At 63.3% G+C, this 24,275-nt stretch carries 23 protein-coding genes; 12 read left to right on the plus strand and 11 right to left on the minus strand.

The features are described 5' to 3' along the window. Positions 1 to 65 precede the first annotated feature (65 nt). Positions 66 to 1,787, plus strand: a complete 1,722-nt coding sequence (locus CIT39_RS23895) for a caspase family protein (protein WP_094972430.1) — start codon at positions 66 to 68, stop codon at positions 1,785 to 1,787. Between the two features lie 219 nt (positions 1,788 to 2,006). On the opposite strand, the gene CIT39_RS23900 is transcribed toward CIT39_RS23895, so the two are convergent. From CIT39_RS23900 to CIT39_RS23925, 6 genes are all read right to left on the minus strand, one after another. Next, complete coding sequence (locus CIT39_RS23900) at positions 2,007 to 3,125, minus strand: cobalamin-independent methionine synthase II family protein (RefSeq protein ID WP_094972431.1); 1,119 nt, start codon at positions 3,123 to 3,125, stop codon at positions 2,007 to 2,009. Positions 3,126 to 3,149: 24 nt separating this feature from the next. Then, positions 3,150 to 3,866 (minus strand): ABC transporter ATP-binding protein, encoded by a 717-nt coding sequence (locus tag CIT39_RS23905; protein ID WP_094972432.1) that lies wholly within the window; start codon positions 3,864 to 3,866, stop codon positions 3,150 to 3,152. Beyond that, positions 3,859 to 4,614, minus strand: coding sequence for an ABC transporter ATP-binding protein (locus CIT39_RS23910; protein WP_094972433.1), 756 nt, complete (start codon positions 4,612 to 4,614; stop codon positions 3,859 to 3,861). The genes CIT39_RS23905 and CIT39_RS23910 overlap by 8 nt, the downstream gene beginning before the upstream one ends. After that, positions 4,611 to 5,639, minus strand: coding sequence for a branched-chain amino acid ABC transporter permease (locus CIT39_RS23915; RefSeq protein WP_094972434.1), 1,029 nt, complete (start codon positions 5,637 to 5,639; stop codon positions 4,611 to 4,613). Before CIT39_RS23915 ends, CIT39_RS23910 begins: the two co-directional genes overlap by 4 nt. 8 nt (positions 5,640 to 5,647) lie before the next feature. After that, a complete protein-coding gene (locus CIT39_RS23920) occupies positions 5,648 to 6,517 on the minus strand; it encodes a branched-chain amino acid ABC transporter permease (RefSeq protein WP_007601971.1) in 870 nt (289 codons plus the stop codon). Positions 6,518 to 6,695: 178 nt separating this feature from the next. Further along, entirely contained in the window at positions 6,696 to 7,874 is a 1,179-nt protein-coding gene (locus CIT39_RS23925) for an ABC transporter substrate-binding protein (protein WP_094972435.1), read from the minus strand. Between the two features lie 572 nt (positions 7,875 to 8,446). Between CIT39_RS23925 and CIT39_RS23930 the strand changes: the two genes are divergently transcribed. After that, positions 8,447 to 8,734, plus strand: coding sequence for a hypothetical protein (locus CIT39_RS23930; protein WP_181955111.1), 288 nt, complete (start codon positions 8,447 to 8,449; stop codon positions 8,732 to 8,734). A gap of 69 nt (positions 8,735 to 8,803) precedes the next feature. Here the strand turns inward: CIT39_RS23930 and purU are convergent, their stop codons facing one another. Then, positions 8,804 to 9,667 carry a formyltetrahydrofolate deformylase gene (gene purU, locus CIT39_RS23935; RefSeq protein WP_094972436.1) on the minus strand — a complete coding sequence of 288 codons (864 nt, stop codon included), beginning with the start codon at positions 9,665 to 9,667 and terminating at the stop codon, positions 8,804 to 8,806. 174 nt (positions 9,668 to 9,841) lie between these two features. Here purU and CIT39_RS23940 point away from each other — a divergent pair, with 174 nt between their 5' ends. The 4 genes from CIT39_RS23940 (at position 9,842) to CIT39_RS23950 (ending at position 12,817) form a co-directional block, all read left to right on the plus strand. Continuing rightward, positions 9,842 to 10,681 (plus strand): uroporphyrinogen-III synthase, encoded by an 840-nt coding sequence (locus tag CIT39_RS23940; protein WP_094972437.1) that lies wholly within the window; start codon positions 9,842 to 9,844, stop codon positions 10,679 to 10,681. Between the two features lie 122 nt (positions 10,682 to 10,803). Beyond that, the gene (locus CIT39_RS23945; protein ID WP_094972438.1) at positions 10,804 to 12,066 is read left to right on the plus strand and encodes an MFS transporter; all 1,263 of its coding nucleotides are present in this window, start codon (positions 10,804 to 10,806) and stop codon (positions 12,064 to 12,066) included. 309 nt (positions 12,067 to 12,375) lie between these two features. Then, complete coding sequence (locus tag CIT39_RS33225) at positions 12,376 to 12,612, plus strand: DUF6894 family protein (protein WP_109853914.1); 237 nt, start codon at positions 12,376 to 12,378, stop codon at positions 12,610 to 12,612. Positions 12,613 to 12,640: 28 nt separating this feature from the next. Beyond that, positions 12,641 to 12,817, plus strand: a complete 177-nt coding sequence (locus CIT39_RS23950; RefSeq protein WP_155526032.1) for a hypothetical protein — start codon at positions 12,641 to 12,643, stop codon at positions 12,815 to 12,817. Between the two features lie 279 nt (positions 12,818 to 13,096). Here CIT39_RS23950 and CIT39_RS23955 read toward each other — a convergent pair whose 3' ends face one another. From CIT39_RS23955 to CIT39_RS23965, 3 genes are all read right to left on the minus strand, one after another. After that, positions 13,097 to 13,480 carry a response regulator gene (locus tag CIT39_RS23955; RefSeq protein WP_244607442.1) on the minus strand — a complete coding sequence of 128 codons (384 nt, stop codon included), beginning with the start codon at positions 13,478 to 13,480 and terminating at the stop codon, positions 13,097 to 13,099. Between the two features lie 97 nt (positions 13,481 to 13,577). After that, entirely contained in the window at positions 13,578 to 14,780 is a 1,203-nt protein-coding gene (locus CIT39_RS23960; RefSeq protein WP_094972440.1) for a sensor histidine kinase, read from the minus strand. 184 nt (positions 14,781 to 14,964) lie between these two features. Continuing rightward, positions 14,965 to 15,639, minus strand: a complete 675-nt coding sequence (locus CIT39_RS23965; protein ID WP_094972441.1) for a Crp/Fnr family transcriptional regulator — start codon at positions 15,637 to 15,639, stop codon at positions 14,965 to 14,967. A gap of 336 nt (positions 15,640 to 15,975) precedes the next feature. Here CIT39_RS23965 and CIT39_RS23970 point away from each other — a divergent pair, with 336 nt between their 5' ends. The 6 genes from CIT39_RS23970 to CIT39_RS23995 all read left to right on the plus strand — a co-directional run bounded on the left by CIT39_RS23970 (position 15,976) and on the right by CIT39_RS23995 (position 23,123). Further along, positions 15,976 to 16,797, plus strand: a complete 822-nt coding sequence (locus CIT39_RS23970) for an ABC transporter ATP-binding protein (protein ID WP_094972545.1) — start codon at positions 15,976 to 15,978, stop codon at positions 16,795 to 16,797. Beyond that, positions 16,794 to 18,725 carry a long-chain fatty acid--CoA ligase gene (locus CIT39_RS23975; RefSeq protein WP_094972442.1) on the plus strand — a complete coding sequence of 644 codons (1,932 nt, stop codon included), beginning with the start codon at positions 16,794 to 16,796 and terminating at the stop codon, positions 18,723 to 18,725. The genes CIT39_RS23970 and CIT39_RS23975 overlap by 4 nt, the downstream gene beginning before the upstream one ends. A 136-nt stretch (positions 18,726 to 18,861) precedes the next feature. After that, entirely contained in the window at positions 18,862 to 19,755 is an 894-nt protein-coding gene (locus CIT39_RS23980; RefSeq protein ID WP_094972443.1) for a branched-chain amino acid ABC transporter permease, read from the plus strand. Between the two features lie 3 nt (positions 19,756 to 19,758). Further along, positions 19,759 to 20,832 carry a branched-chain amino acid ABC transporter permease gene (locus CIT39_RS23985; RefSeq protein ID WP_094972444.1) on the plus strand — a complete coding sequence of 358 codons (1,074 nt, stop codon included), beginning with the start codon at positions 19,759 to 19,761 and terminating at the stop codon, positions 20,830 to 20,832. 43 nt (positions 20,833 to 20,875) lie between these two features. Then, the gene (locus CIT39_RS23990) at positions 20,876 to 22,159 is read left to right on the plus strand and encodes an ABC transporter substrate-binding protein (RefSeq protein ID WP_094972445.1); all 1,284 of its coding nucleotides are present in this window, start codon (positions 20,876 to 20,878) and stop codon (positions 22,157 to 22,159) included. A gap of 124 nt (positions 22,160 to 22,283) precedes the next feature. Next, positions 22,284 to 23,123 (plus strand): ABC transporter ATP-binding protein, encoded by an 840-nt coding sequence (locus CIT39_RS23995; RefSeq protein WP_094972446.1) that lies wholly within the window; start codon positions 22,284 to 22,286, stop codon positions 23,121 to 23,123. Here the strand turns inward: CIT39_RS23995 and CIT39_RS24000 are convergent. Further along, the gene (locus tag CIT39_RS24000; RefSeq protein ID WP_162308647.1) at positions 23,120 to 24,271 is read right to left on the minus strand and encodes an AGE family epimerase/isomerase; all 1,152 of its coding nucleotides are present in this window, start codon (positions 24,269 to 24,271) and stop codon (positions 23,120 to 23,122) included. The two genes, CIT39_RS23995 and CIT39_RS24000, sit on opposite strands and share 4 nt — an antisense overlap. Between the last annotated feature and the right edge of the window lie 4 nt (positions 24,272 to 24,275).

Genomic DNA, 24,275 nt, shown 5'->3' on the forward strand with positions numbered 1-24,275 from the left:
GCCCGTGAACCCCCACGGCAAGCCGGACAACAAACAAGCGCCTTCCTTTGATGGGGACCTTCGCCATGCGCCGCCTGCTCGTCGCGCTCAGTCTGCTTGCCGCAATCCTGGGGTCGGCGCCCGCGGCCGCGCAGGCCCGCAACCAGCTCGGGCCGCTCTGCACCACCGACACGACGCCGGCCGACAAGATGATCGACGCCTGCACCAAGATCATCGCTCTGAAGGCGTTTCGGGGCGAGCAGCTTGCGACGATCCATTTCTGGCGCGCCGTCGGCTGGAACAAGAAGGGCGACTACGCGAAAGTCGTCACCGACGCCACCGAAGCGATCCGGCTCCAGCCGAGCCAGGCAGCCTACAACCTCAGGGGATCCGCCTATTACGACAAGGGCGACTACGACATCGCGATCGCAGACTTCGACGACGCGCTGAAGCTCGGACCACCCAGCGGCACCATCTTCCACAATCGGGGCAACGCCTGGCGCGGCAAGCACGACTATGCGAAGGCCATTGCCGACTACGACATGGCGATCAAGGCCGATCCGAAAGCGACGTTTTCGTTTCAGAACCGGGGCATCTCGAAACAGGCCCTAGGCGATCTCGACGGCGCGCTTGCCGATATCAACCAGGCGATCCGGCTCGATCCCTCGCTGCCGCAGCCGCTGATCAACCGCACCGCGATCTGGCGCGCCAAGGGCGATCTCGACCGCGCCATCGCTGACGGCAGCGAGGCGATCCGGCTCGCCAGGGAGAAGCCGCCGGCCAATATCACGACGCCGCCGAACAGCGTGCTGATCTCCGGCTACACCCATCGCGCGCTGGCCTATGAAGCGAAGGGCGACTACGCAAGTGCTCGCGAGGACTACAAGGCGACGCTCGCGATCGCAGCATCCGATGCCGGCAGCAAGGCCAACCAGGCCACAGCAAAGGTGCGGCTGTCGCTGGTGACCGAGACGAGCGCGCCGATCCCCCGCGATGCGCCCTCGCCAGCGACGCAACCGAATGCGGTCCCCGCCCCGCAGCAGAAGACGGGCGCAGCGCAGCTTTCCTCACCTGCGCCAGCCGCTCGCGGCGCACGCATGGCGCTGATCATCGGCAACGGCGCCTATGCGCACGTCAAGGCGCTGGCCAATCCGGCCAACGACGCACGCGCCGTCGCAAAGAGCCTGCGCGATATCGGCTTCACCGTGTCGGAAGGCATCGATCTCGATCGCGCCGCGATGCAGAAGATGACACGCGACTTCCTGCGCGAGGCCGCGCGGGCGCAGGTCGCGGTGGTCTATTATGCCGGCCATGGCGTCCAGGTCGACGGCCGCAACTATCTCATTCCCATCGACGTCGAGCTCAAGCCGGGCACGGCCATGACCGAGGCGATGATCGACATGGACACGATCATGGCCGGCCTCGACGACCAGGTTCGCACCAACATTTTGATATTCGATGCCTGCCGCAACAATCCCATGGCCCCGAAGGTCGTATCCGCCGGCGCCAATCGCAGCATCGAAGGCGCCTCGGGCCTCGCGGCGCCAACGAGTCTCGGCACGGGTGCGACGCTCGGAGCAGGCACATTGATCGCCTTCGCCACCGCGCCGGGCCAGGTCGCGCTCGACGGCGAAGGCGCCAACTCGCCGTTCTCCGCCGCGCTGTCACGCCACCTCGGCACGCCGGGGCTGGAAGTGCAGCAGATGCTGACGCGGGTGCGGGCCGAGGTGGTCTCGTCCACGAAGAGCAAGCAGGTGCCGTGGTCGAACTCGTCGCTGCTGGGCGAGGTTTATCTGGCGGAGAAGTGAGGGGTTAAAGGTAGCCCGGATCTAGGGAAGCGACGTCCGATGCAACTGATCCCGCATGTCGCTTTGCTCATGCGGGCTACGACTGCTTCCCAACACTCAACCGTCATCGCCCGGCTTGACCGGGCGATCCAGTACGCCGAGACGGCGTGTTTCAATCGAGAAGCTGCGGCGTACTGGATTCCCCGCCTTCGCGGGGAATGACAGCAGCCGCGCGGTAACTCAGTTACCCCACACTTCCTTTGCGATTTCGACCGCAAGGCTCAGCTTCGCCCACTGCTCTTCCTCGGAAAGGACGTTGCCCTCTTCAGTCGAAGCAAAGCCGCATTGCGGCGAGAGCGCGAGCTGCTCCAGCGGGGCGAACTTGGCGGCTTCTTCCAGACGGCGCTTGATGTCGTCCTTCTTCTCGAGCTCGCCGAACTTCGAGGTGATGACGCCGACCACAACGACCTTGTTGCCCTTGGGCAGGAAGCGCAGCGGCTCGAAGCCGCCGGCACGGTCGCTGTCGTATTCGAGAAAATAGCCGTCGTAATTGGTGCCGGCGAGCATGGTCTCCGCGACCGGCTCATAGCCGCCCGAGGAAATCCAGGTCGAACGGAAATTGCCGCGGCAGACATGCGTCGTCACCACCATGTCGGCGGGCTTCTCGGCCAGCGCGTAATTGATGATGCGGGCATAGATCTGCTGGAGACCGTCCGGATTGTCGCCGCGCTCGCGCGCCTTCTGCAACTCGTCCTGCGAGCAGAGATAGGCCCACACGGTGTCGTCGAACTGGAGATAGCGGCAGCCGGCGTCGTAGAAGGCCTTGACCGCTTTCCGATAGGTCTTGCCGAGGTCTTCGTAGAAGGCCTCGAGATCGGGATAGACTTCCTTCGAGATCGCCTTGCGGCCGCCGCGGAAATGCAGCACCGCGGGCGACGGGATCGTCATCTTGGCGGTGACGTGGGCCTGGTCGGCGACCTTCTTCAGGAAGCGGAAGTGGTCCAGCATCGGGTGATCGGCGGGGAAGTCGAGCTTGTCGATCACCCGCACAGCGTCGTGCCGGGTCTCCACGCCCGCGAACTGGATGCCTGCGTCGGGATGAAACAGCTCGCAGCCGGTGAGCTTGGCCAGGAAGTCGAAATGCCACCAGGAGCGGCGGAATTCGCCGTCGGTCGCGAGCTTAAGGCCGAGCGAGGCCTGCTTGTGCACGACCTTCTCGATCTCCACGTCCTCGATCTTGCGCAGATCGTCGGCCGAGATCTCGCCCTTCTCGAGCCGGCTACGGGCTTCCTTGATCTTGGCCGGACGCAAGAGGCTGCCGACCTCGTCGGCGCGGAAGGGGGCTCTGTTTCGCTGCATGTCTTACTCCCTGGACATTTTAGTTTAGTGAGCTGCGGCCCCGGCGACGCCGAGATGGCGTTCCAGAACCGAAGGGTCGGCTTTCAGCGCGGCGCTCGGAGCGTCGTGGACGATCGTTCCGCGCTCCAATATCACAACGCGGTCGGCCAGCCCCAGAATCTTTTGGGCATTCTGTTCGACGATGATCGAGCAGATGCCGCCTGCCCGCGTGATACTGCCGATCGCCTTCAAGAGCTCCTCGACGATGATGGGAGCAAGGCCCTCGGTCGGCTCGTCCAGCAGCAGCACTTTCGGGTTGAGGGTGAGCGCGCGGCCGATCGCCAGCATCTGCTGCTCGCCGCCGGAGAGCTGGTTGCCGAAATTGCTCCGTCGCTCCTTCAGCCGCGGGAACATCTCGTAGACCTTCTCGACCGTCCATGGACCGGGCTGCGCGACCGCGGTCATGTTCTCCTCGACCGTCAGCGAGCGGAAGATGTTGCGCTCCTGCGGCACCCAGCCGATGCCGGCGCGTGCCCGCTGGTCGGGCCGGAGCGAAGTGACATCGGCGCCGGCGAGCGCCACGCTGCCGGAAAAGCGGCGGGTGACACCGACGATCGAATTGATCAGCGTGGTCTTGCCGGTACCGTTGCGGCCCAGCAGCGCCAGCACCTGCCCCTCGGCGAGCCACAAGGACATGTTGGGCAGCACCACCGCTTCGCCATAGCCGGCGCGCAACGCCTCGATCGCGAGCAGGTCAGACATTGACCGCCTCCTCGCCGAGATAGACGGCCTTGACCTGCGGATCGCGCGCGACCTGCTCGGGCGGGCCCTCGGTGAGCAGCCCGCCCGAAACAAGCACGGAGATGCGGTCGGCGAAGGAGAACACGAGGTCCATGTCGTGCTCGATCAAGAGCACGGTGACGTCGCGCGGCAGGCTGCCGACGACCGCAAGAATGTCGTGGCGCTCGCTCTCGGGCACGCCGGCAGCGGGCTCGTCGAGCAGCAGCACGCGCGGCTTGGCCGCGATCGCGACCGCGATCTCGAGCAGGCGCTGCTTGCCGTAGGGCAGCGTTACGGTCTGTTCGTTCATGACCTCGAGCAGATGGAAGCTCGCGAGCAGATCGGCGATCTCACCGTTGACGTCGCTGCGCGTGCCCATCCGCCGCCACCAGTCGCCGCCATGGCCGAGGCGCTCGGAGACGGCAAGGCCGATGGTCTCGAGCGGCGTCAGGTCAGGATAGAGCTGGTTGATCTGGAAGGTGCGCGACAGGCCGCGCAGCACGCGCTTGTGCACGGGAAGATCGGTGATGTCCTGGCCTTCGAGCAGGATGCGGCCCGAGTTCGGCTTGAGCACACCGGTGAGCTGGTTGATCACCGTGGTCTTGCCGGCGCCGTTGGGACCGATCAGCGCGTGGCGGGCACCCTGCTCGATCTTCAAGGAGAGATCGCGGGTGACGCGCAGGCCGCCGAACTGCTTTTCGAGGTTCTGGGTTTCGAGCGCGATAGTCATGTGTCGCTCTCCGGCACGGCGACGACCGCCTTGCGACCGGCAATCTGCTTGATGATCAGGTTCGGCACGTACAGCACCCAGCGATGCAGGCGCTGGCGCCCGACCAACACGATCACGACCAGCACCAGGCCGATCCAGAACTGCCAATATTGCGGGGTGATCGTGGAGAACACTTCCTGGAGCAGGCGGAAGATCACCGCGCCGATCAGCCCGCCGTAGAGATAACCGGTGCCGCCGATGACGAGCACCAGCATCAGATCGGCGGAGCGTTCGAAGGCGAAGACGTCGAGCGAGGCGATCGCGGTTGTCTGGGTGAACAGCGCGCCCGCGACGCCGGCATAGAATGCCGCGAGCGTATAGATCGCGATCAGGCGACGGTTGACGGGAATGCCGATCGCGGCGGCGCGCAGCGGATTGTTCTTGATTGCGCGCAGCGACAGGCCGAACGGCGAATGCACGACGCGGCGGGCGAACAGGAAGAGCAGGAACAGGACGGCGAGCGAATAGAAGAAGCCGGCCTTGCCGAACATGTCGAACGGGATCACGCCGAGGATCGGCTGCATCTCGATGCCCTGCAGGCCGTCGGTGCCGCCGGTGATGTTGGAGAAGCGTTCGGCGAGCGCTTCCAGCAGCAGCGCGATACCGAGCGTCACCATCAAGCGGGTGAGATCGACGCCGCGGATCACCAGGAAGCTGGTGGCAAAGCCGAGCACCATCGCGGCAAGGCCGGCGACGATCAGCGCGAGCACGGGCTCGTTGACCATACCATGAAGCGCGAGCAGCCCCGCCGCATAGGCGCCGACGCCGAAGAAGGCGGCGTGGCCGAGCGAGACGATACCGGCATAGCCGAGGATCAGATCCAGCGACATCGCAAACAGCGCCAGCCGCAGGATGTCGGTCATGATCAGATAGCGCGTGGGAAACGCGAAGCCGCAGGCCAGCACGATCAGCCAGAAGGCGACTTCGCCATAGTGCCAGCGCGCCTGGCGCTGGGCGTGATGACCGACGTCGGAGGAAGCGCTCATCGGCGAACTCAACGCGCGGCAGTGCGGCCGAACAGGCCGTTCGGGCGCCAGATCAGGATCACGATCATCATGGTGTAGATCACGAAGGGGCCCATCTTCGGCACGTAATATTTGCCGGCGACGTCGCCGATGCCGAGCAGGAGCGAGGCCAGGAATGGGCCGGTGATCGAGGACGAGCCGCCGACGGTGACCACGATCAGGAAGTAGATCATGAACTTCAGCGGGAAGTAAGGATCGAGGCCGAGGATCTCGGCGCTCAGCGCACCACCGAGGCCGGCGAGCCCGCATCCGAAGGCAAAGGTGAAGGCGAACACTTGCGGCACGTTGATGCCGAGGCCGCTCGCGGCGCGCGGGTCGTCGACGGCGGCGCGCAGGCGGCTGCCGAAGCGTGTCTTGGCCAGCACCATTTGGAGGCCGATGGTGAGCAAGCCGCAGATCACGATGATCATCAGCCGGTAGCGGCCGATACCGACCCCGAACAGATCGAACTGGCCCTGGAGCGCGGCCGGCAGGTTGATGAAGACCCGCGACGAGCCCTGAATATAGTCGACGGCGGCGACCGACATGAAGGTCAGGCCGATGGTGAACAACACCTGATCGAGATGGCTGCGCGCATAGAGATGGCGGTAGAGCGTGCGCTCGAGCACGATGCCGATCGCGGCTGACGAGACGAAAGCGAGTGGCAGCGCTGCGAAGAACGGCCAGCCCATCCGGTTGACCAGCACCATGCAGACATAGCCGCCGGCCATGGCGAAGGCGCCGTGGGCGAGATTGACGAAGTTCATCAATCCGAGCGTGACCGCGAGCCCGCAAGCCAGCACGAACAGCAGCATGCCGTAGGCGACGCCATCGAACAGGTTGGTGAGGATAGAGGTCATTGAGGGTCGAAGATCATTTCAGGTGTAGCCCAGGGCCGTGCTGCGCTCCCTCTCCCGCTTGCGGGAGAGGGTTGGGGAGAGGGTGTCTCCGCAATGGGACAGTCCCCTAGTGGAAAGAAACCTCACCCGACGCTTCGCGTCGACCTCTCCCGCAGGCGGGAGAGGTGAAGCGAGCGCGTCACTTCTTGGTCTTGCCGAGATCCTTGACGGCCTCGAAGGTCTGGAACTCGACGTTGTAGAGCTCGCCGTCGACCTTCTCGACCTTGCGGATGTAGATGTTCTGGACGATGTCGCGAGTCTCGGGGTCGATCGAAATCGGGCCGCGCGGGCTCTCCCACTTCTGCCCCTTCATGGCCTCGACCAGCTTGGTGCCGTCGGTGTCGCCGTTCGTCTTCTTGAGCGCCTCGTAAATCAGGTGGATGCCGTCATATCCGCCCACCGCCATGAAGCCCGGACGATTGCCGAACGCCTTCTTGTAGGCTGCGACGAAATCCTTGTTCATCTGCGATGGGTGCGCTGCGGAGTAGAGATGCGCGGTGACCGTGCCGAGCACGGCGTCGCCCATGTTGTTGAGCAGGTCGTCGTCGGTGACGTCGCCCGGTCCGATCACCTTGATGCCGGCCTTGTCGAGGCCGCGCTCGGCATATTGCTTCATGAAGTTGCCGCCCTGGCCGGCCGGCACGAACACGAAGATCGCGTCCGGCTTGGCGTCCTTCATGCGCTGCAGGAACGGCGCGAAGTCGGGATTGGCGAGCGGCGTCTTGACCTCTTCCACCACCTCGCCGCCACCGGCGGTAAAATGTTGTTTGAAGAAATTGAGCGCGTCATTGCCCGGCGCGTAGTCGGAGGTCAGCGTCGCCACCTTCTTGATGCCGTTCTTCACCGCCCAGTCGCCGATGATGGTCGAGGATTGCGCCAGCGTGAAGCTGGTGCGTACGATATAGGGCGAGCGCTCGGTGATGATGGAGGTGCCCGCCGCCATCACGACCTCCGGAATCTTGGCCTGCGTCGCCAGCGGCGCCGCCGCGAGCGCGGCCGGCGTCACGCCGAAGCCTGCGATGAAGTTGACCTTGTCGTTGACGATCAGCTCCTGCGCGGCGGTCTTGGTCTTGTCCGGGATCGCGGCGTCGTCCTTGAGGATGATCTCGATCTTCTTGCCGGCGACGGTGTCGCCCTTTTGCTGCATGTAAAGCTTGATCGCGTTTTCGATCTGCTTGCCGGTCGAGGCCTGGCCGCCGGTCATCGGCAGGATCAGGCCGATCTTGACGCTGTCCTCCGCCTTGGCAGGCGCAAAACCTGCAACGCCCGCGATGGCGGCTGCTGCTACGGTGCGTGAAAAAATTCTGCGTTCGAACATCAGATGTCCCTCCCCTTCATTCCTGACCTGTTGTGCGCCAGACCGAGTACCCGGTCCTTGCCGCGCTCTAACCACGGACAAGCCATGCCGCGCGGCCACATGGCGTCCTCCGCAACCCCGTTGTCAATCGGACGTTGGGCGACCATTCGGCGCAAGCCGCGCGATCGGATTGACGGCAGGGGAGATATTTGTACGATTGTACAAATAAAATGGTCCTGTCAACAAAAAAGCCTTTCGATGCCTAGCCTAACCCTCCGCGCCATGCCGTACTCTAAGAGCGCCCGGCGGCGCCGTGGTTGGATGAATCCGCCTCTGCTTTGCAGAATTCGAACATTCGCCGGGCACGACTCAATTGACGTCCCCGCCCCAATCATGAATACGAACTGTATACCGTATCAACTGGCAAAGAGGCGATCGAGATCAAATAAGATGTATTATTATACCATTTTGTATACAGGCGAATTCGCCGCTGAATAGGCCAATTTTACTTGTTGAGGACTAGAGTGCGCCGCTGGCGCCCATCGGGCGTCCCCATCATCCGCGCCCGGTCCAGTTCGACCCAGAAGAGGCTCATGCGTATCCGTTTGCCTTCGACCGCTGCCGTCGTTGCCTTGCTGGCCTCCAGCCTTGCGGGCTGCGGCACCGTCAACGAAAGACTCTCCGCCGGCATGGGCGACTACGTCCCGCAATGGGCCGGCGGGCTGCCGGCCGATGCCCCGCCGCGGGCGGGCACGCCGCAATACGACGCCTATATGAAAGAGCGCGAACGCAAGCGGCTGCTGCCGGCGGCGGATCGCGAGAAGGAAGAGCAGGCGCAGAAGGGCGCGACGGGGACGACGTCGGGCAGCGCGGTACGCTGAGGGGCGAATGGCGAATAGGGAGTAGCGAATATACCCCTCTTCCATTCGCTACTCGCCACTCCCCATTCGCTAATCCACGAACACCACGGTCTTGCGGCCGTTGAGGATGACGCGGTCGTCGAGATGGTAGCGGATCGCGCGGGCCAGCACGCGCCGTTCGATGTCACGGCCCTTGCGGACGAGATCCTCAGGCGTGTCGCGATGGCTGATGCGCTCGACGTCCTGGTCGATGATCGGGCCCTCGTCGAGGTCACGCGTGACGTAATGCGCGGTGGCGCCGATCAGCTTGACGCCGCGCTCATGAGCCTGGTGATAGGGCTTTGCGCCCTTGAAGCCCGGCAGGAACGAGTGGTGGATGTTGATGCAGCGCCCCGAAAGCTTCGCCGACAGGTCGTCCGACAGGATCTGCATGTAGCGTGCCAGCACGACGAGATCGGTCTTCGTGTTATCCACGAGGTCCATGATCTGGCCCTCCTGCTCGCGCTTGGTCTCCTTGGTCACGGGCAGATGGTGGAACGGGATGCCGCCGAAATCGAGCCCGCCATAGACCTCGCGCGGATGGTTGGAGACGATCGCAGCTAGCGTCATCGGCAGTTCGCCGGTGCGCCAGCGATAGAGGATGTCGACCAGGCAGTGATCCGACTTCGACACCAGCAGCATCACCTTGCGGTGCGCGGCCCGGTCGCGCATCTGCCACTCCATGCCGAAACGCTCGGCGATCGCCGCAAAGCCGGTCTGCAGCGCCGACAGTTCCACGGCAAGATCGGCCGCGGTGAACACCACGCGCATGAAGAACTTCTTGGTCTCGATGTCGTCGAACTGCTGGGCATCGAGAATGTTCTGTCCGTTGTGGGCCAGGAAGGTCGACACCGCCGAGACGATGCCGGGGCGATCCGGACAGGACAGGGTCAGAACATATTGATGATCGGGCATGTTGATGAACGGGCTTGGCTCTGATGAAGGTTTGTGCGGCAGCTACGGGACGCGCCGCGATTTGCGCCCTGCTCTAGCACCGACGCGCCCCTTGCGCCAATCCCGGGGCTTGCCTCGGCGTAAAGCGTGGGGTCAGGATGAACGGACGATTGCGATTAATCCCGGAGCATTCCCATGGCCGACCGTTTGAACGGCACCCGCATCCTGATCCTGGAAACGCGCGAGGAGGCGCAGTTTTCCAAGTTGCTGGCCGAGCAAGGCGCAGAGGTCGTGCAGTGCCCGATGTTCACCATCCACGATGCGCCGGATCCGGCCCCGGTCGAGGCCTGGATCCGCCGCGCCATCGACAAGCCGTTCGACGATCTCGTGCTGATGACCGGCGAAGGCCTGCGGCGGATCATGAAGCTCGCGCGCGCACGCGGGCTCGACGCGGCCCTCGTCGCGGCCCTCTCCGGATCGCGAAAGTTCATCCGCGGCCCGAAACCAGGTAAGGCGCTGCGCGAGGTCGGCCTCGAACCGCATCAGACCACCGAGAAACCGACCACCGAGGGCGTGATCGAGATGCTGGGCAAGCTCGACTTGAGGGGGCACCGTATCGGCCTCCAGCTCTATCCGGACAAGGACCATAGCGCACTGACCGGCGCTCTGGCCGCGCAAGGCGCCGAGGTCGATGCGGTGCTGCCTTATGCCTACGATGCCAGCGCAGCGGATGCCAACATTGTCACCGCCATCGACGAGATGGCCGAGGGGCGGATCGATTCCATCGCGCTGACCAATCTCGGCCAGGTCCGCCGCCTGATCGAGGCAGCGAAGGCGCATGGCAGCGAGGCCAAGCTGCGCGCAGGCTTCGAACGGACGTTGATTGCGTCGGTGGGCCCGGCGGTCTCGGGCGAGCTTGCCGCGCACGGCTTGCGCGCCGACGTCTCCCCGGCCGATGACGCCTATTTCATGCGGCCGCTGATCTCGGCGATGGCCACGGCTCTGGCAGAGCGGAAGCCGGCGACGACCAGATAAGAGCTGAGCGCGGGAGCGGCATGCGACGGCTCTGATTGACACGTGCGCCCTCGGCCCTACGGTGCCGGAAATGAAAAGAAACCACACGGGCAGGGAATCGTCGTGACACGAGCCATCGCGCCTTGAGCACAGCCGCACGACCTTCTGCGCTCGCGCCGTTCCGCATCCGCAATTATCGCTTCCAGTGGCCATCCGATCTGCTCACCTCCTGGGCGTTCGAGGTGGAGACGCTCGTGCTCGGCTGGTACATCCTGGTCGAGACCGGCTCGGTGCTGTTGCTCACCGTGCTTGCCTCGCTTCAGTTCGTCGGAACATTGGTCGCGCCGGTGTTCGGCATGATCGGCGACCGCATCGGCCATCGCGACCTGCTGGTCGTGATGCGTCTTGCCTATACGGTGCTGTCGTCGACCATCATGGTTCTGGCGCTGAGCGGTCATCTGTCGCCGCTGAGCGTCATGATCATCGTCGCGGTCATGGGCCTGATCCGCCCCTCGGATCTCGGCGTCCGCGGCGCGCTGCTCGCCGAGATCATGCCGGCCGAGCAACTGGTGGGCGCCATCAGCGTCGCGCGCACGACCCAGGACAGCGCGCGCATCGCCGGAGCGCTGACGGGCGCCGGCCTGTTCGCCGTCCTCGGCATCGGCCTCGTCTATGTGGCGATCGCCTGCCTCTACTTCGTGGCCGCGCTTCTGATGCTGTGCCTGACCCGGCCCAAGAGAACCATCATCACGAGCGATCTTCCGGCCAACAGCCATGCGGTGTCGCGGCTGCTGGGAGACCTCAAGGAAGGGATCGTCTACGCCTGGAGCGGCCCGGGAATGCGTGCGGCGCTGTGCGTCGCCTTCCTGGCCAATCTCACCGCATTTCCCTTCACCGGCGGATTGCTGCCCTACATTGCCCGGGAGATCTTTCACACCGACCAGACCGGCCTCGGTTACCTCTCCGCGAGCTTCGCCGTCGGCTCGCTGATCGGCTCCATCACGCTGAGCCTCGTCAGCGGACTGCGCATTGCCCGGCTCCTGATCGGCGCAACGCTGGCCTGGTACGCCATGCTGCTGGTGTTCGTCGAAATCAGGACCATGCCGGTAGCGATGGCCTGCCTCGTGCTCGCCGGCATCGCCCAGAGCATGTCGATGATATCGGCTGCGGTGATCCTGATGCGGACGGCCAGCGCGCATCTGCGCGGCCGCGTGATGGGCGTGCGCATGATGGTGATCTACGGCCTGCCGATCGGGTTGCTCGCCGCCGGCAGCCTGATCGACGTCATCGGCTATTCCGCGACCGGTTCGCTCTATGCCGCCGCCGGCTTCATCGCCATGCTGGCGATCGCGATCCGGTGGCGTGCCGATCTCTGGCCGGTCAACGCTCCCGCCAATGCGCGCTAGGGCGTGCACTCATAAATTGGAGATGCCGTTGACGTCCGCTATCAGCTCGTTGATGCGCTGCTAGGTCAGGCGTCTAGCCGAGATGGAGGGCGGGAGCGCGATTAGCGTTCTCATCACCGATAGAAGCCAAAGGCCGCTCGATGACACCGGGATCGTAGCATGTGTCCTGTATCGAACATATGTTCCCTAGTGTGCACAGCAAAAAATTACTTCGGCCGGTCGGCCCGGAAGAGGCAGCAAATTGGAGGACTCATATCGGAACAACGCCATCTGTGAGAACTTGGCCCTCTAGACGTTGAGAGGTTGCCAATGCCCCGCTACTTTTTTGATGTTGAGGATGGTCACAGGCTTTTTGATTCCACGGGCTTTGTTTGCGATGACGATGTAGCGGCCCTCATCAGAGCGAGCGTGCTCGCCGTCGGTGTTTCACTCGATAGGCCCGAGGATGATCCAGGGCGTCGCATCGCCATAATCAGCGACGATGGGCGCGAGATTGGCACCGTTCCAGTGTATTCAAGGCCCTCGTACGAAAACCCGGCCCGATGACGTGCGACTGCTAAGTAGGCGCTTGCAATTGACCGTGAAGCCAGCCGGTTGTTCGTGGGGATTTCATCGGATCAGCCAGATCGGCTTCGGCCACACGCTGGTGGACGTCCTTGCACGACGGGCACTCAAGCGTCCGGATTTCGAAGCCAAATTGGCCGGGCGTAATTCGGGCGAGCACCGTTTCTTTTCGGCACGCTGGGCATAGCGTCCGAGGATAGTGGAACATTTCAAACGCCCTGTTGAGGCGGGAGCGTTACAGAACTCTCAGCCACCGTTAGTTGCCGTATTGGGACGGTGGTGACCAACTGTGGAGCTGTGCCAGGTGCAGCGCTGGTCAGTATTGCTCATCGCCAAGGCGAATTAACGTATCGTAAGTGAATTGGGTCGCCACTCGGTTCAATTTGCGCAATTTGCCTCAGCCAAGTGGTTGCCTGACAAGAAGGTAGCGCCTGTTGTTGCAATGGGCTGCACCTCTTCGGGTCTGCTAACGCGATTCTTCCTCCCACGTCGCGTTGATCAACTCGCGGACAGCATCGATGATTTGGTCCGGCCGGTAAGGTTTGGGAAAAAACCGGGCGCCTTCGGGAAGATCACCGGCTTGCACTTTGTAATATCCAGACGTCACAACGATCCTGACAGGCGGCCAACGTTTTCGGACAATTGTCGCCAATTCCAAACCGTTGATAGAACCCGCCATATCAACGTCGGTAAATATCAGCCGGATATCGGAATGCAGTGCCAGCAGCCGAATGGCCTCGTCCGCGTTGACGGCCTCCAGGATGTCGAATCCAGCGTCGCGAAGCATCTCGACCGCATCCATGCGAACGAACGTCTCATCCTCAACGACAAGAATCCGGACAGCTTTCATGATTGATTGCATCAGGCAGAACGCTCACAAAACTCGGGTGCAGTTGCTTGGCGTTCTCGACTTGGCCCTGAAAGTTGGCTTCGGCGCCCGATGTTGCTCAGGGCGGATCGAGAGAAAACTTGATTGTAAAAAGCGCCCCTCTTGGGGTGTTTCTTGAAATTTTCAACTCGCCCATCAACTGCCGGACCAGACCATTGATGACGCGAAAGCCAAGGCTGTTTCGCGGTTGATTGATGTCAAACCCTTCGGGCAATCCCATACCTTCGTCGGAAATCTCGACGATCAGATGTCCATCAATTTCCCGGGCATCCACCCGGATGACGCCAGGCGCGTCGACATAGGCATACTTGACGGCGTTGGTGACCAGCTCATTGACCAGCAACCCCAACGGAATGGCTTTGTCGGCGGAAATGATGACCGGGTCGGAATGATATTGAAGCTTGTGCTCGGGCGCGGATCGCTGCAGATTTTCGCAGAGATGACCGACAAAATCCGAGAGATCGACAAATCCGACCTTGCTGCCGCGCCATAAATGATCATGCACCTCGGCTATCGAAGAAACGCGCATGGCTGCATTTTCCAAAGCGTTCTTGACGTCCAAGGACTCTGAAGCGCGCGCCTGAACACGCAGCAAGCCAACGACCGAGGTCAGGCTGTTTTTCACCCGATGACTCATTTCCCGTGTCAGCAGAGCCTCGTGATCGCGGGCCTCTTCGAGCTTGGCATCCGCATGTTGACGCTCGATCGCAATACCCAGCAAGCCGGCGAAACCTGCAAGGAAGTCCGCATCGGCGTCGTCGAACTGGCCGGGGGCCGGACTGTCGGCTTCGAGGACGCCAAAGGGCGTGTTGCCCTCGCCCCCGCGTCTGATGAGAACGTTGATCGCACGTTTGATGCCATGATCAGCAAGGAGTTTGGGCGTCCTAAAGCGCGTCTCATCTTGCAAATGATTGGAGACGACCGATTGCCCGGTCTGAAATGCAAAGCCGGCGGGAGACTCGATATCCGCACCGAGAGACACGCGATCCACAGTACCCGCGGGCCAGCCGATGCCCGCACGCACGATCAGGCGATGATCGTCGGGGAGATATTCGAGGACTTTGGCGTATGAACACCCCAAACCTCGCGCGCTAAGTTCTGCGGCATTCTGGAGAATTTGCCGGAAATCTCGGGTCTGTAGCGCAGCGGTGCCAAACTCTCGCAGCAGAGCCTGTTGGCGACGACGATACGGAAGTTCATCCTGAGGATTGACAGGAGCATCCGAGACGGTCTGAAGGACCGGCTTCGGTTCGCTAGGCATGATGCCGCCCGTTCTGGATGGTCATTCCACCGGAAGTTGGGTCATGCCCTGGCTTCGAGAGCCTGCCACGCCAATCTACCTGTATAACCTAACCCACAACGCTTGCTGTGCCTGTTCGTTCCACGTAAGCGGATAGCGTTGTCAGGACTCTGGAGCCGTCCACTTCTTCAAGGGCGTGCACGCCCTAATCCCCGTACCCGCGCAGCTTCTCGATATCGAGGATGGTGACGCCGCCATATTCGAGCCGCAGCAGGCCTTCCTTCTCCAGCCGGTTCAGCGCGCGGTTGGCGTTCTGGCGGGACATGCCGGAGAGTGCCCCGATCTCCTCCTGGGTGATCTCCAGATGCGCGGTCGATTCCGGGTAGAGGATCGGGTTGAACAGCGAGGCGATGCCGCGGGCGAGGCGCGCGGTGGCGTCCAGCGTGCGATTGACCTCGAGCATGCCGATGAACTGCCCGAGCCGCTCGTTGAGCTGGCGCACCAGGAAGCGGTTGAAGCCGACGCTGTTCTCGAACAGCCACATGAAGGCGCTGCGTTCCATCAGCGCGACGCGGCTGTTGCGCAGCGCGACCACGTCGTAGCGGCGCGGCTCGTTCTTGAGCACGCTGCCTTCGCCGAACCAGGCCCCTGCCGTGAGACCGGCAAGGCTCGTTTCCTTGCCATCGCGCGAGACACCGCCCATCCGGGCGAGGCCAAAGACCATGCCGGCCCAATAGTCGAACGTGTCGCCGCGCATGAACACGGTCTCTCCGGTGCCATAGGACCGCTCGGTGATGCCTGCGCGAGCGACCTCGATCTCAGCCTGCGTGAGCTCACGCGACCAGGCGGCGACGCGCTTCAGTTGATCCTCTGAAATCATGATCCCGAAGCCAGACGCACCGTTTCGTCACCCAAGCCTTCTGCTGCACCGCAATAAGATCGTCTCGACAGGCCATTCGACGAAAGACGAAAGCTGCGGCCCCGAAAAACTTTGTCGCAGAATTGTCAGCCAAGAGACATTTCAAAATAGCGCTTTCCCCTATTGAGAGCCACCTCGGGCGATGCGGCTTTTGATCCCAAGCGGGAATGAGAGCGGTACGGCTCCGGTGGAGACCAACTGCTGCATGGCCTCACCGGCACGGCCGTACTAGGATCGCCCGGCAGGAACCGACGAAGAGCGCCGCTGAACGCGCCATCACCGGGAGGGATTTGTTTGGTGGCTACCAGTCTTGAAGTGCGCGGCGTGTCCTTGCGATTCGGCGGCGTCCGGGCGCTGACCGATGTCGGCTTCGCCATCAGGGAGGGCGAGCTGTTCTCGATCATCGGTCCCAACGGGGCCGGCAAGACCTCGATCGTGAACTGTATTTCCGGTCGCTACAAGCCGACCGAAGGCCAGCTGTACTACCAGGGCCGCGACATCACCGGCCTGACGCCGAATGCGCGGGCCTCGCTTGGGATTGGCCGCACCTTCCAGAACCTGGCGCTGTTCCACCACATGAGCGTGCTCGACAACGTCATGGTCGGCCGCCATCACCTGCTGAAGAACAATTTCCTCACGGGCTCGCTGTACTGGCTCACCGGCGCGCGCAAGGAGGAGCTCGATCATCGCCGCAAGGTCGAGGAGATCATCGACTTCCTCGATCTTCAGTCGGTACGTAAAGCTCCCGCTGGCACCCTCTCCTACGGCCTGCGCAAGCGCGTGGAGCTCGCCCGCGCCATGGCGCTGGAGCCGCGTCTCATCCTCCTCGACGAGCCGATGGCCGGCATGAACTTCGAGGAGAAGGAGGACATGGCCCGCTACATCGTCGATCTCAACGAGGAATTCGGGATGACGGTGGTGATGATCGAGCACGACATGGGCGTGGTGATGGACATCTCCCACCGCGTCATGGTGCTGGATTTCGGCAAGAAGATCGCCGAAGGCGATCCGGCGACCGTGCTCGCCGATCCCCACGTCAGGCGCGCCTATCTGGGCGAAGAAGACGAGGTGCTGGTCGATCCCGATGACGCGGCCCCCGCGCAGGAGAGCGCGGCATGATGGATTACGTAGGCCGCGTCGCCCAGGCCGACACCTATCCGAAGATGCTCAGGCTCAATGCCAGGGAGCACGGCAACAAGATTGCCCTGCGCGAGAAGGATCTCGGGCTCTGGCGCGTGTTCACCTGGAATGACTACCAGACGCGGGTGCGCGATTTCGCGCTCGGTCTTCTCGAAATGGGCCTTGGCCGCGGCGACGTCATCGGCATCATCGGCGACAACCGGCCGGACTGGGTCGCGGCTGAAGTGGCGACGCACGCCATCGGCGGCCTAAGCCTCGGACTTTATCGCGACGTGCTGGATGAAGAGGCCTCCTATCTCCTCAACTATGGCGAGGCACAGCTCGTCTTCGCCGAGGACGAGGAGCAGGTCGACAAGCTGCTTACCCTCGCCGACCGCGCGCCGAAGCTGAAGCACATCATCTATTCCGATCCGCGCGGGATGCGGAAATACGACGATCCCAGGCTGATGTCGGCGGAGAAGTTCGCGGAGCTGGGCCGCGCCCGCGCCGCGCGCGAGCCCGAGCTGTACGACAGACTGGTGGATGCCACCAAGGGCGAAGACGTCGCGATCCTCTGCACGACCTCGGGCACGACGTCGCATCCCAAGCTCGCGATGCTGGCCGCCGGCCGCGTGCTCGGCCACTGTGCGACCTATCTCACTTTCGATCCGAAGGGACCGGACGACGAATACGTCTCGGTGCTCCCGCTGCCGTGGATCATGGAGCAGGTCTACGTGCTTGGCAAAGGTCTGCTTTGCCGGATGAAGATCAACTTCGTCGAAGAGCCCGAGACGATGATGAACGATCTGCGCGAGATCGCGCCGACGTTCGTCCTGTTCGCGCCCCGCGTCTGGGAATCGATCGCCGCGGACGTCCGCGCCAAGGTGATGGACGCCACGCCTCTCAAGCAAGGCCTGTTCGATCTCGGGATGAAGTCAGGCCTTGCCGCGCTCGAGCAAGGCAAGCGCTCAGGCCTTGCCGACGCCATCCTGTTCCGCGCGCTGCGCGACCGCCTCGGCTTCACCCGGCTGCGCTCGGCCGCGACCGGCGGCGCGGCGCTCGGGCCAGAGACCTTCAAGTTCTTCCAGGCCATGGGCGTGCCGCTGCGCACGCTCTATGGCCAGACCGAGCTGCTGGGGGCCTACACGCTGCACCCCGAGGGCAAGGTCGATCCTGATACCACCGGCGTGCCGATGTCCGACCAAGTCGAGATCCGCATCGACAATGCCGACGTCCATGGCGTTGGCGAGATCGTGGTGCGGCATCCCAACATGTTCCTCGGATATTACAAGAATCCCGAGGCCAGCGTCGCCGACATCAAGGACGGCTGGATGCTGTCGGGCGATGCCGGCTATTTCAACGCCAACCGGCAGCTCGTCGTCATCGACCGCATCAAGGATCTCGCCGAGACCTCGCGCGGCGAGCGCTTCTCGCCGCAGTTCATCGAGAACAAGCTGAAGTTCTCGCCCTATATCGCCGAAGCGGTGGTGCTCGGGGCCGGTCGCGACGCGCTCGCGGCGATGATCTGCATCCGCTACTCCATCATCTCGAAATGGGCGGAGAAGAGCCGCCTTTCCTTCACGACTTATAGCGATCTCGCCTCGCGGCCGGAGGTCTATGCATTGCTCCGCAAGGAGGTCGAGACCGTCAACGCCACGCTGCCGCCGGCCCAGCGCATCTCGCGCTTCCTGCTGCTCTACAAGGAGCTGGACGCCGACGACGGCGAGCTCACCCGCACGCGAAAGGTTCGCCGCAGCGTCATCAACGAGAAATATGAAGGCATCATCGATGCCATCTACCGCGGCGATGCCGACATCCCCGTCGACACCGTGATCCGCTTCCAGGACGGCACCACGCAGCGCGTGCGGACGACGTTGCGCGTGGTGGATCTGGGTGGGCACGGGCACATGGCGGAGGCGGCGGAGTGAGTTTGAGCGCAAGCACCGCTGCCCTTCGCCTCTCCCGCTTGCGGGAGAGGGAGCCGACTGCCAATGCCGCCGCATCGTGCGCACCATATGCGATAGCCCTGCCGCGAGCGGGGAGAGGCGAAGGACAGCATATCACATGAACACCGCCTTTCTCATCCAGCTCCTGGTCAACGGCCTCGTGGTCGGCACGCTCTATGGCGTGGTCGCGATGTCGTTCGTGCTGATCTACAAGGCGACGCAGGTCGTCAACTTCGCGCAAGGTGAATTGCTGCTGGTCGGCGCCTGGGTGTGCTGGGCGCTGCTCGCCAAATACCAGGTGCCGTTCTGGCTCGGCATGCCGATGACGCTGGTGTTCATGTTCGTGTTCGGCATCGCGATTCAGGTCCTGATCCTGCGGCCGATGATCGGCGAACCCATCATCTCGGTGATCATGGTGACGATCGGCCTCTCCACCGTGCTGCAGGCGACGCTAAAATGGATGTTCGGCGTCAACCCGCAACCGTTCCCGCGGGTGTTCGAGAGCCAGTCGATCAGCCTGTTCGGGCTCCAGATCCAGACCGTCTATGTCATGAGCCTCGTGGTGTCGGTCGCCATGATGATCGGCATGGCCTGGTTCTTCCGAGCCTCCAAATACGGCCTTGCGATGCGCGCCACCGCGTTCAACCAGCAGGTGGCGCAATCGCTCGGCATCTCCGTGAAGAGCGTGTTCGCGCTGGCTTGGGCGATCTCGGCAACGGTGTCGGCCGTTGCAGGCGTCGTGGTTGCCGTGGTGAACGGCGTGTCGTCGGGCCTGGCGGCCTACGGCATCAAGGTGTTTCCGGCAGCGATCCTGGGCGGGCTCGACTCCGTCGGCGGCGCCGTGCTCGGCGGCATCATCATCGGGCTCCTGGAAAACATCGCGCAATATGTCGACAGCGAGTATCTGCACTGGGGCAATCTCTACGAGGTCGCGCCGTTCTACGTCCTCATCATCGTGCTGATGATCAAGCCCTATGGCCTGTTCGGCACCCACGACATCGAGCGGATCTGATCCATGGCCGGCCCTGCCCTCATTCCTGCTGGTGATTTCCGCACCTCCTATGCGGCCGACACCACGATCTTCCCGACCACCACGAGCCGCAACTTCGCGATTGCGGGCGTGCTGTTGCTATGCCTGGCGCCGCAGTTCTTCAGCGGCTACTGGCTCAGCGTCCTGATCCAGATCGGCATTTTTTCGATCGCGGCGCTCGGTCTCAACATCCTGGTCGGCTTCACCGGACAGATCTCGATCGGGCATGCCGCCTTCTTCCTGCTCGGCGCCTTTACCTCGGCATACATCTCCAACAACGCGCCGATCCCGGTTTTCTTCGCAATCCCGCTCGCGGGCGTCATCACCGCGCTGGTCGGACTGATCTTCGGCATCCCGGCGGCACGGCTGAAGGGGCTCTATCTCGTCATCGCGACGCTGGCCGCGCAATATATCCTGCTCGACTTCTTCTCCCGCGCCGAGTGGTTCACCGGCGGCTCGGTACCGGCGAGCGCCAATCCGTTCTCGATCTTCGGCTACACGCTTCGCGGCGACAAGCAGTATTTCTACGTCGTGCTGGCCTATGTGCTGCTCTGCTACATTCTGGTCACCAATCTGATGCGCACGCGCGACGGCCGGGCGCTAGTGGCGATCCGCGACCATTATCTCTCCGCCGAGATCATGGGCATCAATCTCACGAAATATCGCACGCTGTCGTTTGGGCTGGCCGCCTTCTTCGCCGGCATCGCCGGCGCGCTCTATGCGCATTACCAGCTCGTGGTGTCGCAGGAAGGTTTCGGCATCGAGCGCTCGATCCTGTTCCTCGCCATGATCATCATCGGCGGCACCGGCTCGATCATGGGCACGCTGATGGGCACCGCGTTCGTCGTGCTGCTGCCGGAGTCCATGGAATTCCTGAGCAGCCACCTGAAGGGCGGCGCGATCGACAAGGCTCTATCGCTCAACAACAATCTCACCTTCCTGCGCGAGATCGCCATCGGGGTGATCATCATCGCCTTCCTGATGTTCGAGCCCGACGGGCTCGCGCATCGCTGGCGGCAGATCAAGGCATACTGGAAGCTCTATCCGTTCTCACATTGAGCACGGCAACTTCACTTAAAAACGATAAAAGGAGGAACGACCCATGAAGACCAAGTCCTTTTTGAGCACCGCGTCGCTCGCGCTTGTCATCGCAGCTTTTTCCGCGGGGGCACAGGCGCAGATCGCGGTTGGCCACCTCGAGGATCGCTCAGGCGGCACATCCGACGTCGGCACCCCCTATGGCCAAGCTGTTGCCGACACATTCGCCTGGGTCAACAAGAACGGCGGCGTCGGCGGCAAGCAGCTCAACGTCGACACCAACGACTATGGCTACCAGGTGCCGCGCGCGATTGCGCTCTACAAGAAGTGGTCGGCGCCGGACAGCAAGGTCGCCGCGATCATGGGTTGGGGCACCGCCGACACCGAGGCGCTGACCGGCTTCCTCGCCCAGGACAAGATCCCCGATATGTCCGGCTCCTATGCCGCGGCCCTCACCGATCCCGAAGGCGTCAGCGGCAAGGCCAAGCCCGCGCCCTATAATTTCTTCTACGGCCCGAGCTATTCGGACTCGCTGCGTGCGATGCTGATCTGGGCAGCCGAGGACTGGAAGGCCAAGGGCAAGTCCGGCAAGCCGAAATTCGTGCACATGGGCGCCAACCATCCTTATCCGAACGCGCCGAAGGCGGCGGGCGAAGCCATGGCGCAGGAACTCGGCTTCGAAGTGCTGCCGCCGCTCGTGTTCGCGCTCGCGCCGGGCGACTACAGCGCCCAGTGCCTGAGCCTGAAATCCTCGGGCGCCAACTACGCCTATCTCGGCAACACCGCGGCCTCCAACATCTCGGTGATGAAGGCGTGCAAGACCGCAGGCGTCGAGATCCAGTTCATGGGCAATGTCTGGGGCATGGACGAGAACGCCGCCAAGACGGCCGGAGACGCCGCCAACGGCGTGATCTTCCCGCTGCGCACCGCGGTGAGCTGGGGTGGCGATGCGCCCGGCATGAAGACGGTGATGGAAATCTCCAAGATGTCCGACCCCACCGGAAAGGTCTATCGCCCGGTTCACTACATCGCGGCCGTCTGTTCGGCGCTCTACATGAGGGAAGCGCTCGACTGGGCCGCCAAGAACGGCGGCGCCACCGGCGAAAACGTCCGCAAGGGATTCTATCAGAAGAAGGATTGGGTCCCGGCCGGGATGGAAGGCGTCTGCAATCCTTCGACCTGGACCGAAAAGGACCACCGCGGCACGCTGAAGGTCGACCTCTATCGCACCAAGATCACCGGTGCGACCGACGGCGACCTCAACGATCTCATGGCCAAGGGCGCGATCAAGCTCGAGAAGGTCAAGACCGTCGAGCTGCCGCGCAAGGCGGAATTGCTGGGCTGGTAACGCAAATTCGGGCGTCATGGCCGGGCTTGTCCCGGCCATCCACGTCTGACCACTCGGCATGAAGAACGTGGATGCCCGGGACAAGCCCGGGCATGACGAGAGAACCAGATTGGCGGCATGACCAATGACCGAAATCATCGAAGCACCACGGTCCTCCCCAACCGCCGTGGCACCTGCCGCACTCCTCGCCGTGCGCAACATCGAGGTGGTCTATGACGACGTCATCCTGGTGCTGCGCGGCCTCAGCCTCGACGTCCCCAAGGGTGCGATCGTGGCGCTGTTGGGCGCCAACGGCGCCGGCAAGTCGACGACGCTGAAGGCGATCTCGGGGCTGCTCAAGACCGAAGACGGCGAGGTCACGCGCGGGGAGATCCTGTTCGAGGGCGAGCGGATCAACGGCATCGATCCCGACAAGATCGTCCGCCGCGGCATCTTCCAGGTGATGGAGGGCCGGCGCATCGTCTCCGACATGACGTCGCTGGAGAACCTCAAGCTCGGCGCCTTCACGCGTCGGGACCGCGAGGTCGATGCCGATCTCGACATGGTCTTCACCTATTTCCCGCGCCTGAAGGAACGCACGGGTTTGGCCGGCTATCTCTCCGGCGGCGAGCAGCAGATGCTCGCGATCGGCCGCGCGCTGATGGCGCGGCCGAAGATGATCTTGATGGACGAGCCGTCGATGGGCCTTTCGCCGCTGCTGGTGAAAGAGGTGTTCGCGATCATCCAGAAGATCAACCGCGACCTCGGCGTCACCATCCTCCTGGTCGAGCAGAACGCACGCGCCGCGCTGTCGGTGGCAAGCCACGGCTACATCATGGAGCAGGGCAAGGTCGTGCTCGACGGCACCGCTGACGAGCTGCGCGACAACGAGGACGTCAAGGAATTCTACCTCGGCGGCGCCGGCGACCAGCGCAAGAGCTTCAAGAACCTCAAGAGCTTCAAGCGGCGCAAACGGTGGCTCTAACCCAGCACTTGCTCCGCTTCCGTGACTGCGCAGAGAACATGATAGAACGACGACGCAGGAATGGTGTCGATCAGCGACTTGCCGTCGCGATCGAACTGGTCGTACCAGCCGCCCCTCACGGGATGGCTGAGATAATGCCGTTCGAGCCGCACCAGCGCCGCACGTGCCTCGTCCGCTGCGCCCGCCTCACCGGACTCGGCCTGCGCGATCCAAGCCTTCGCGATCTCGGTCTGTGGCCAAAGTCGGCGCGTGCCGCGGCGAATGTTGCCGATGTCGTCCCCCTCGTCGATCAGGCAGCCCGTGGCCTCGTCGCGATACCGGAGCGCGGTCGCAAGCAACTCGGCACGCCGCTGACCCGTCGGGCATCCCGTGATGCGTTCGAAACCTTTCAGCAGCCAGACCCATTCCGCCTGATGGCCCGGCTCGACGCTGACAGGCTCGATCTTCGACCAGTCCTCCTCGAAATACTCCGTAAGGATGCGCTTCTGCTTATCGTAGAGATTGGCGAGGAACAGCGCGAAAAACTCGCCGGCACGGTTCTGGAACGCCAGATCGTGGGTCGCGTCGAAACACGCGATCATCGCCTCGAACAGATGCATGTGCGGGTTCTGCCGGCGCGGCAGCGAAACCGGAAGGCCTTCGTGCACGCCGCCATGAGGCGAGCGGAGATGGCCGTCGAGGAAGGCCAGCAGCGCGTCGATCTCGGCACGAATTTGCGCGTCCTGGTCGAGCGCGTAGACGGTCGCGAGCGCGAACAGGATGAAAGCGTGGTCGTAGGCATCGCGCCGGCCGTCCAGCACCGTCCCCTCCGGCGTCAGCCGGTGCACGTAGCCGGGCCGGCCGTCGGGCGCTTTGGCTTTGGCAAGCAGATGCTCCAGCCCCTTCAGCGCAATGGCGCGCCCCTCAGGGTACCAGCCCATTTGTGCGGCCTTTGCGTAGCAATAGATCTGGCGGGCCTGCACGAACACGCGCCGCGGCGCAGCCGCATCCGCAGCGCCGTCGCGGTGCAGCCGGTCGATGAACCCCCCTCCGGCAGAATCCCAACCGACGGCCGACCACAGTGGCAGCGCCTCCTCGATCATCCGGCGCTTCAGGCGCGCGACGACGTCCGTCGCCTCCTCCGCCGCAATGATTCCTTCGTCCGCCATCGCG

Source organism: Bradyrhizobium symbiodeficiens (genome assembly GCF_002266465.3).
GTDB classification, from domain to species: Bacteria; Pseudomonadota; Alphaproteobacteria; order Rhizobiales; family Xanthobacteraceae; genus Bradyrhizobium; species Bradyrhizobium symbiodeficiens.

Coding starts and splice junctions, on each gene's coding strand:
- CIT39_RS23955 (WP_244607442.1), bottom strand. CDS start 13,480: ATGAAAGCTGTCCGGATTCTTGTCGTTGAGGATGAGACGTTCGTTCGC.
- CIT39_RS23925 (WP_094972435.1), bottom strand. CDS start 7,874: ATGTTCGAACGCAGAATTTTTTCACGCACCGTAGCAGCAGCCGCCATC.
- CIT39_RS23895 (WP_094972430.1), top strand. CDS start 66: ATGCGCCGCCTGCTCGTCGCGCTCAGTCTGCTTGCCGCAATCCTGGGG.
- CIT39_RS23915 (WP_094972434.1), bottom strand. CDS start 5,639: ATGAGCGCTTCCTCCGACGTCGGTCATCACGCCCAGCGCCAGGCGCGC.
- CIT39_RS23920 (WP_007601971.1), bottom strand. CDS start 6,517: ATGACCTCTATCCTCACCAACCTGTTCGATGGCGTCGCCTACGGCATG.
- CIT39_RS23985 (WP_094972444.1), top strand. CDS start 19,759: ATGGCCGGCCCTGCCCTCATTCCTGCTGGTGATTTCCGCACCTCCTAT.
- CIT39_RS33225 (WP_109853914.1), top strand. CDS start 12,376: ATGCCCCGCTACTTTTTTGATGTTGAGGATGGTCACAGGCTTTTTGAT.
- CIT39_RS23990 (WP_094972445.1), top strand. CDS start 20,876: ATGAAGACCAAGTCCTTTTTGAGCACCGCGTCGCTCGCGCTTGTCATC.
- CIT39_RS24000 (WP_162308647.1), bottom strand. CDS start 24,271: ATGGCGGACGAAGGAATCATTGCGGCGGAGGAGGCGACGGACGTCGTC.
- CIT39_RS23930 (WP_181955111.1), top strand. CDS start 8,447: ATGCGTATCCGTTTGCCTTCGACCGCTGCCGTCGTTGCCTTGCTGGCC.
- CIT39_RS23940 (WP_094972437.1), top strand. CDS start 9,842: ATGGCCGACCGTTTGAACGGCACCCGCATCCTGATCCTGGAAACGCGC.
- CIT39_RS23905 (WP_094972432.1), bottom strand. CDS start 3,866: ATGTCTGACCTGCTCGCGATCGAGGCGTTGCGCGCCGGCTATGGCGAA.
- CIT39_RS23900 (WP_094972431.1), bottom strand. CDS start 3,125: ATGCAGCGAAACAGAGCCCCCTTCCGCGCCGACGAGGTCGGCAGCCTC.
- CIT39_RS23980 (WP_094972443.1), top strand. CDS start 18,862: ATGAACACCGCCTTTCTCATCCAGCTCCTGGTCAACGGCCTCGTGGTC.
- CIT39_RS23960 (WP_094972440.1), bottom strand. CDS start 14,780: ATGCCTAGCGAACCGAAGCCGGTCCTTCAGACCGTCTCGGATGCTCCT.
- CIT39_RS23965 (WP_094972441.1), bottom strand. CDS start 15,639: ATGATTTCAGAGGATCAACTGAAGCGCGTCGCCGCCTGGTCGCGTGAG.
- CIT39_RS23910 (WP_094972433.1), bottom strand. CDS start 4,614: ATGACTATCGCGCTCGAAACCCAGAACCTCGAAAAGCAGTTCGGCGGC.
- CIT39_RS23995 (WP_094972446.1), top strand. CDS start 22,284: ATGACCGAAATCATCGAAGCACCACGGTCCTCCCCAACCGCCGTGGCA.
- purU (WP_094972436.1), bottom strand. CDS start 9,667: ATGCCCGATCATCAATATGTTCTGACCCTGTCCTGTCCGGATCGCCCC.
- CIT39_RS23975 (WP_094972442.1), top strand. CDS start 16,794: ATGATGGATTACGTAGGCCGCGTCGCCCAGGCCGACACCTATCCGAAG.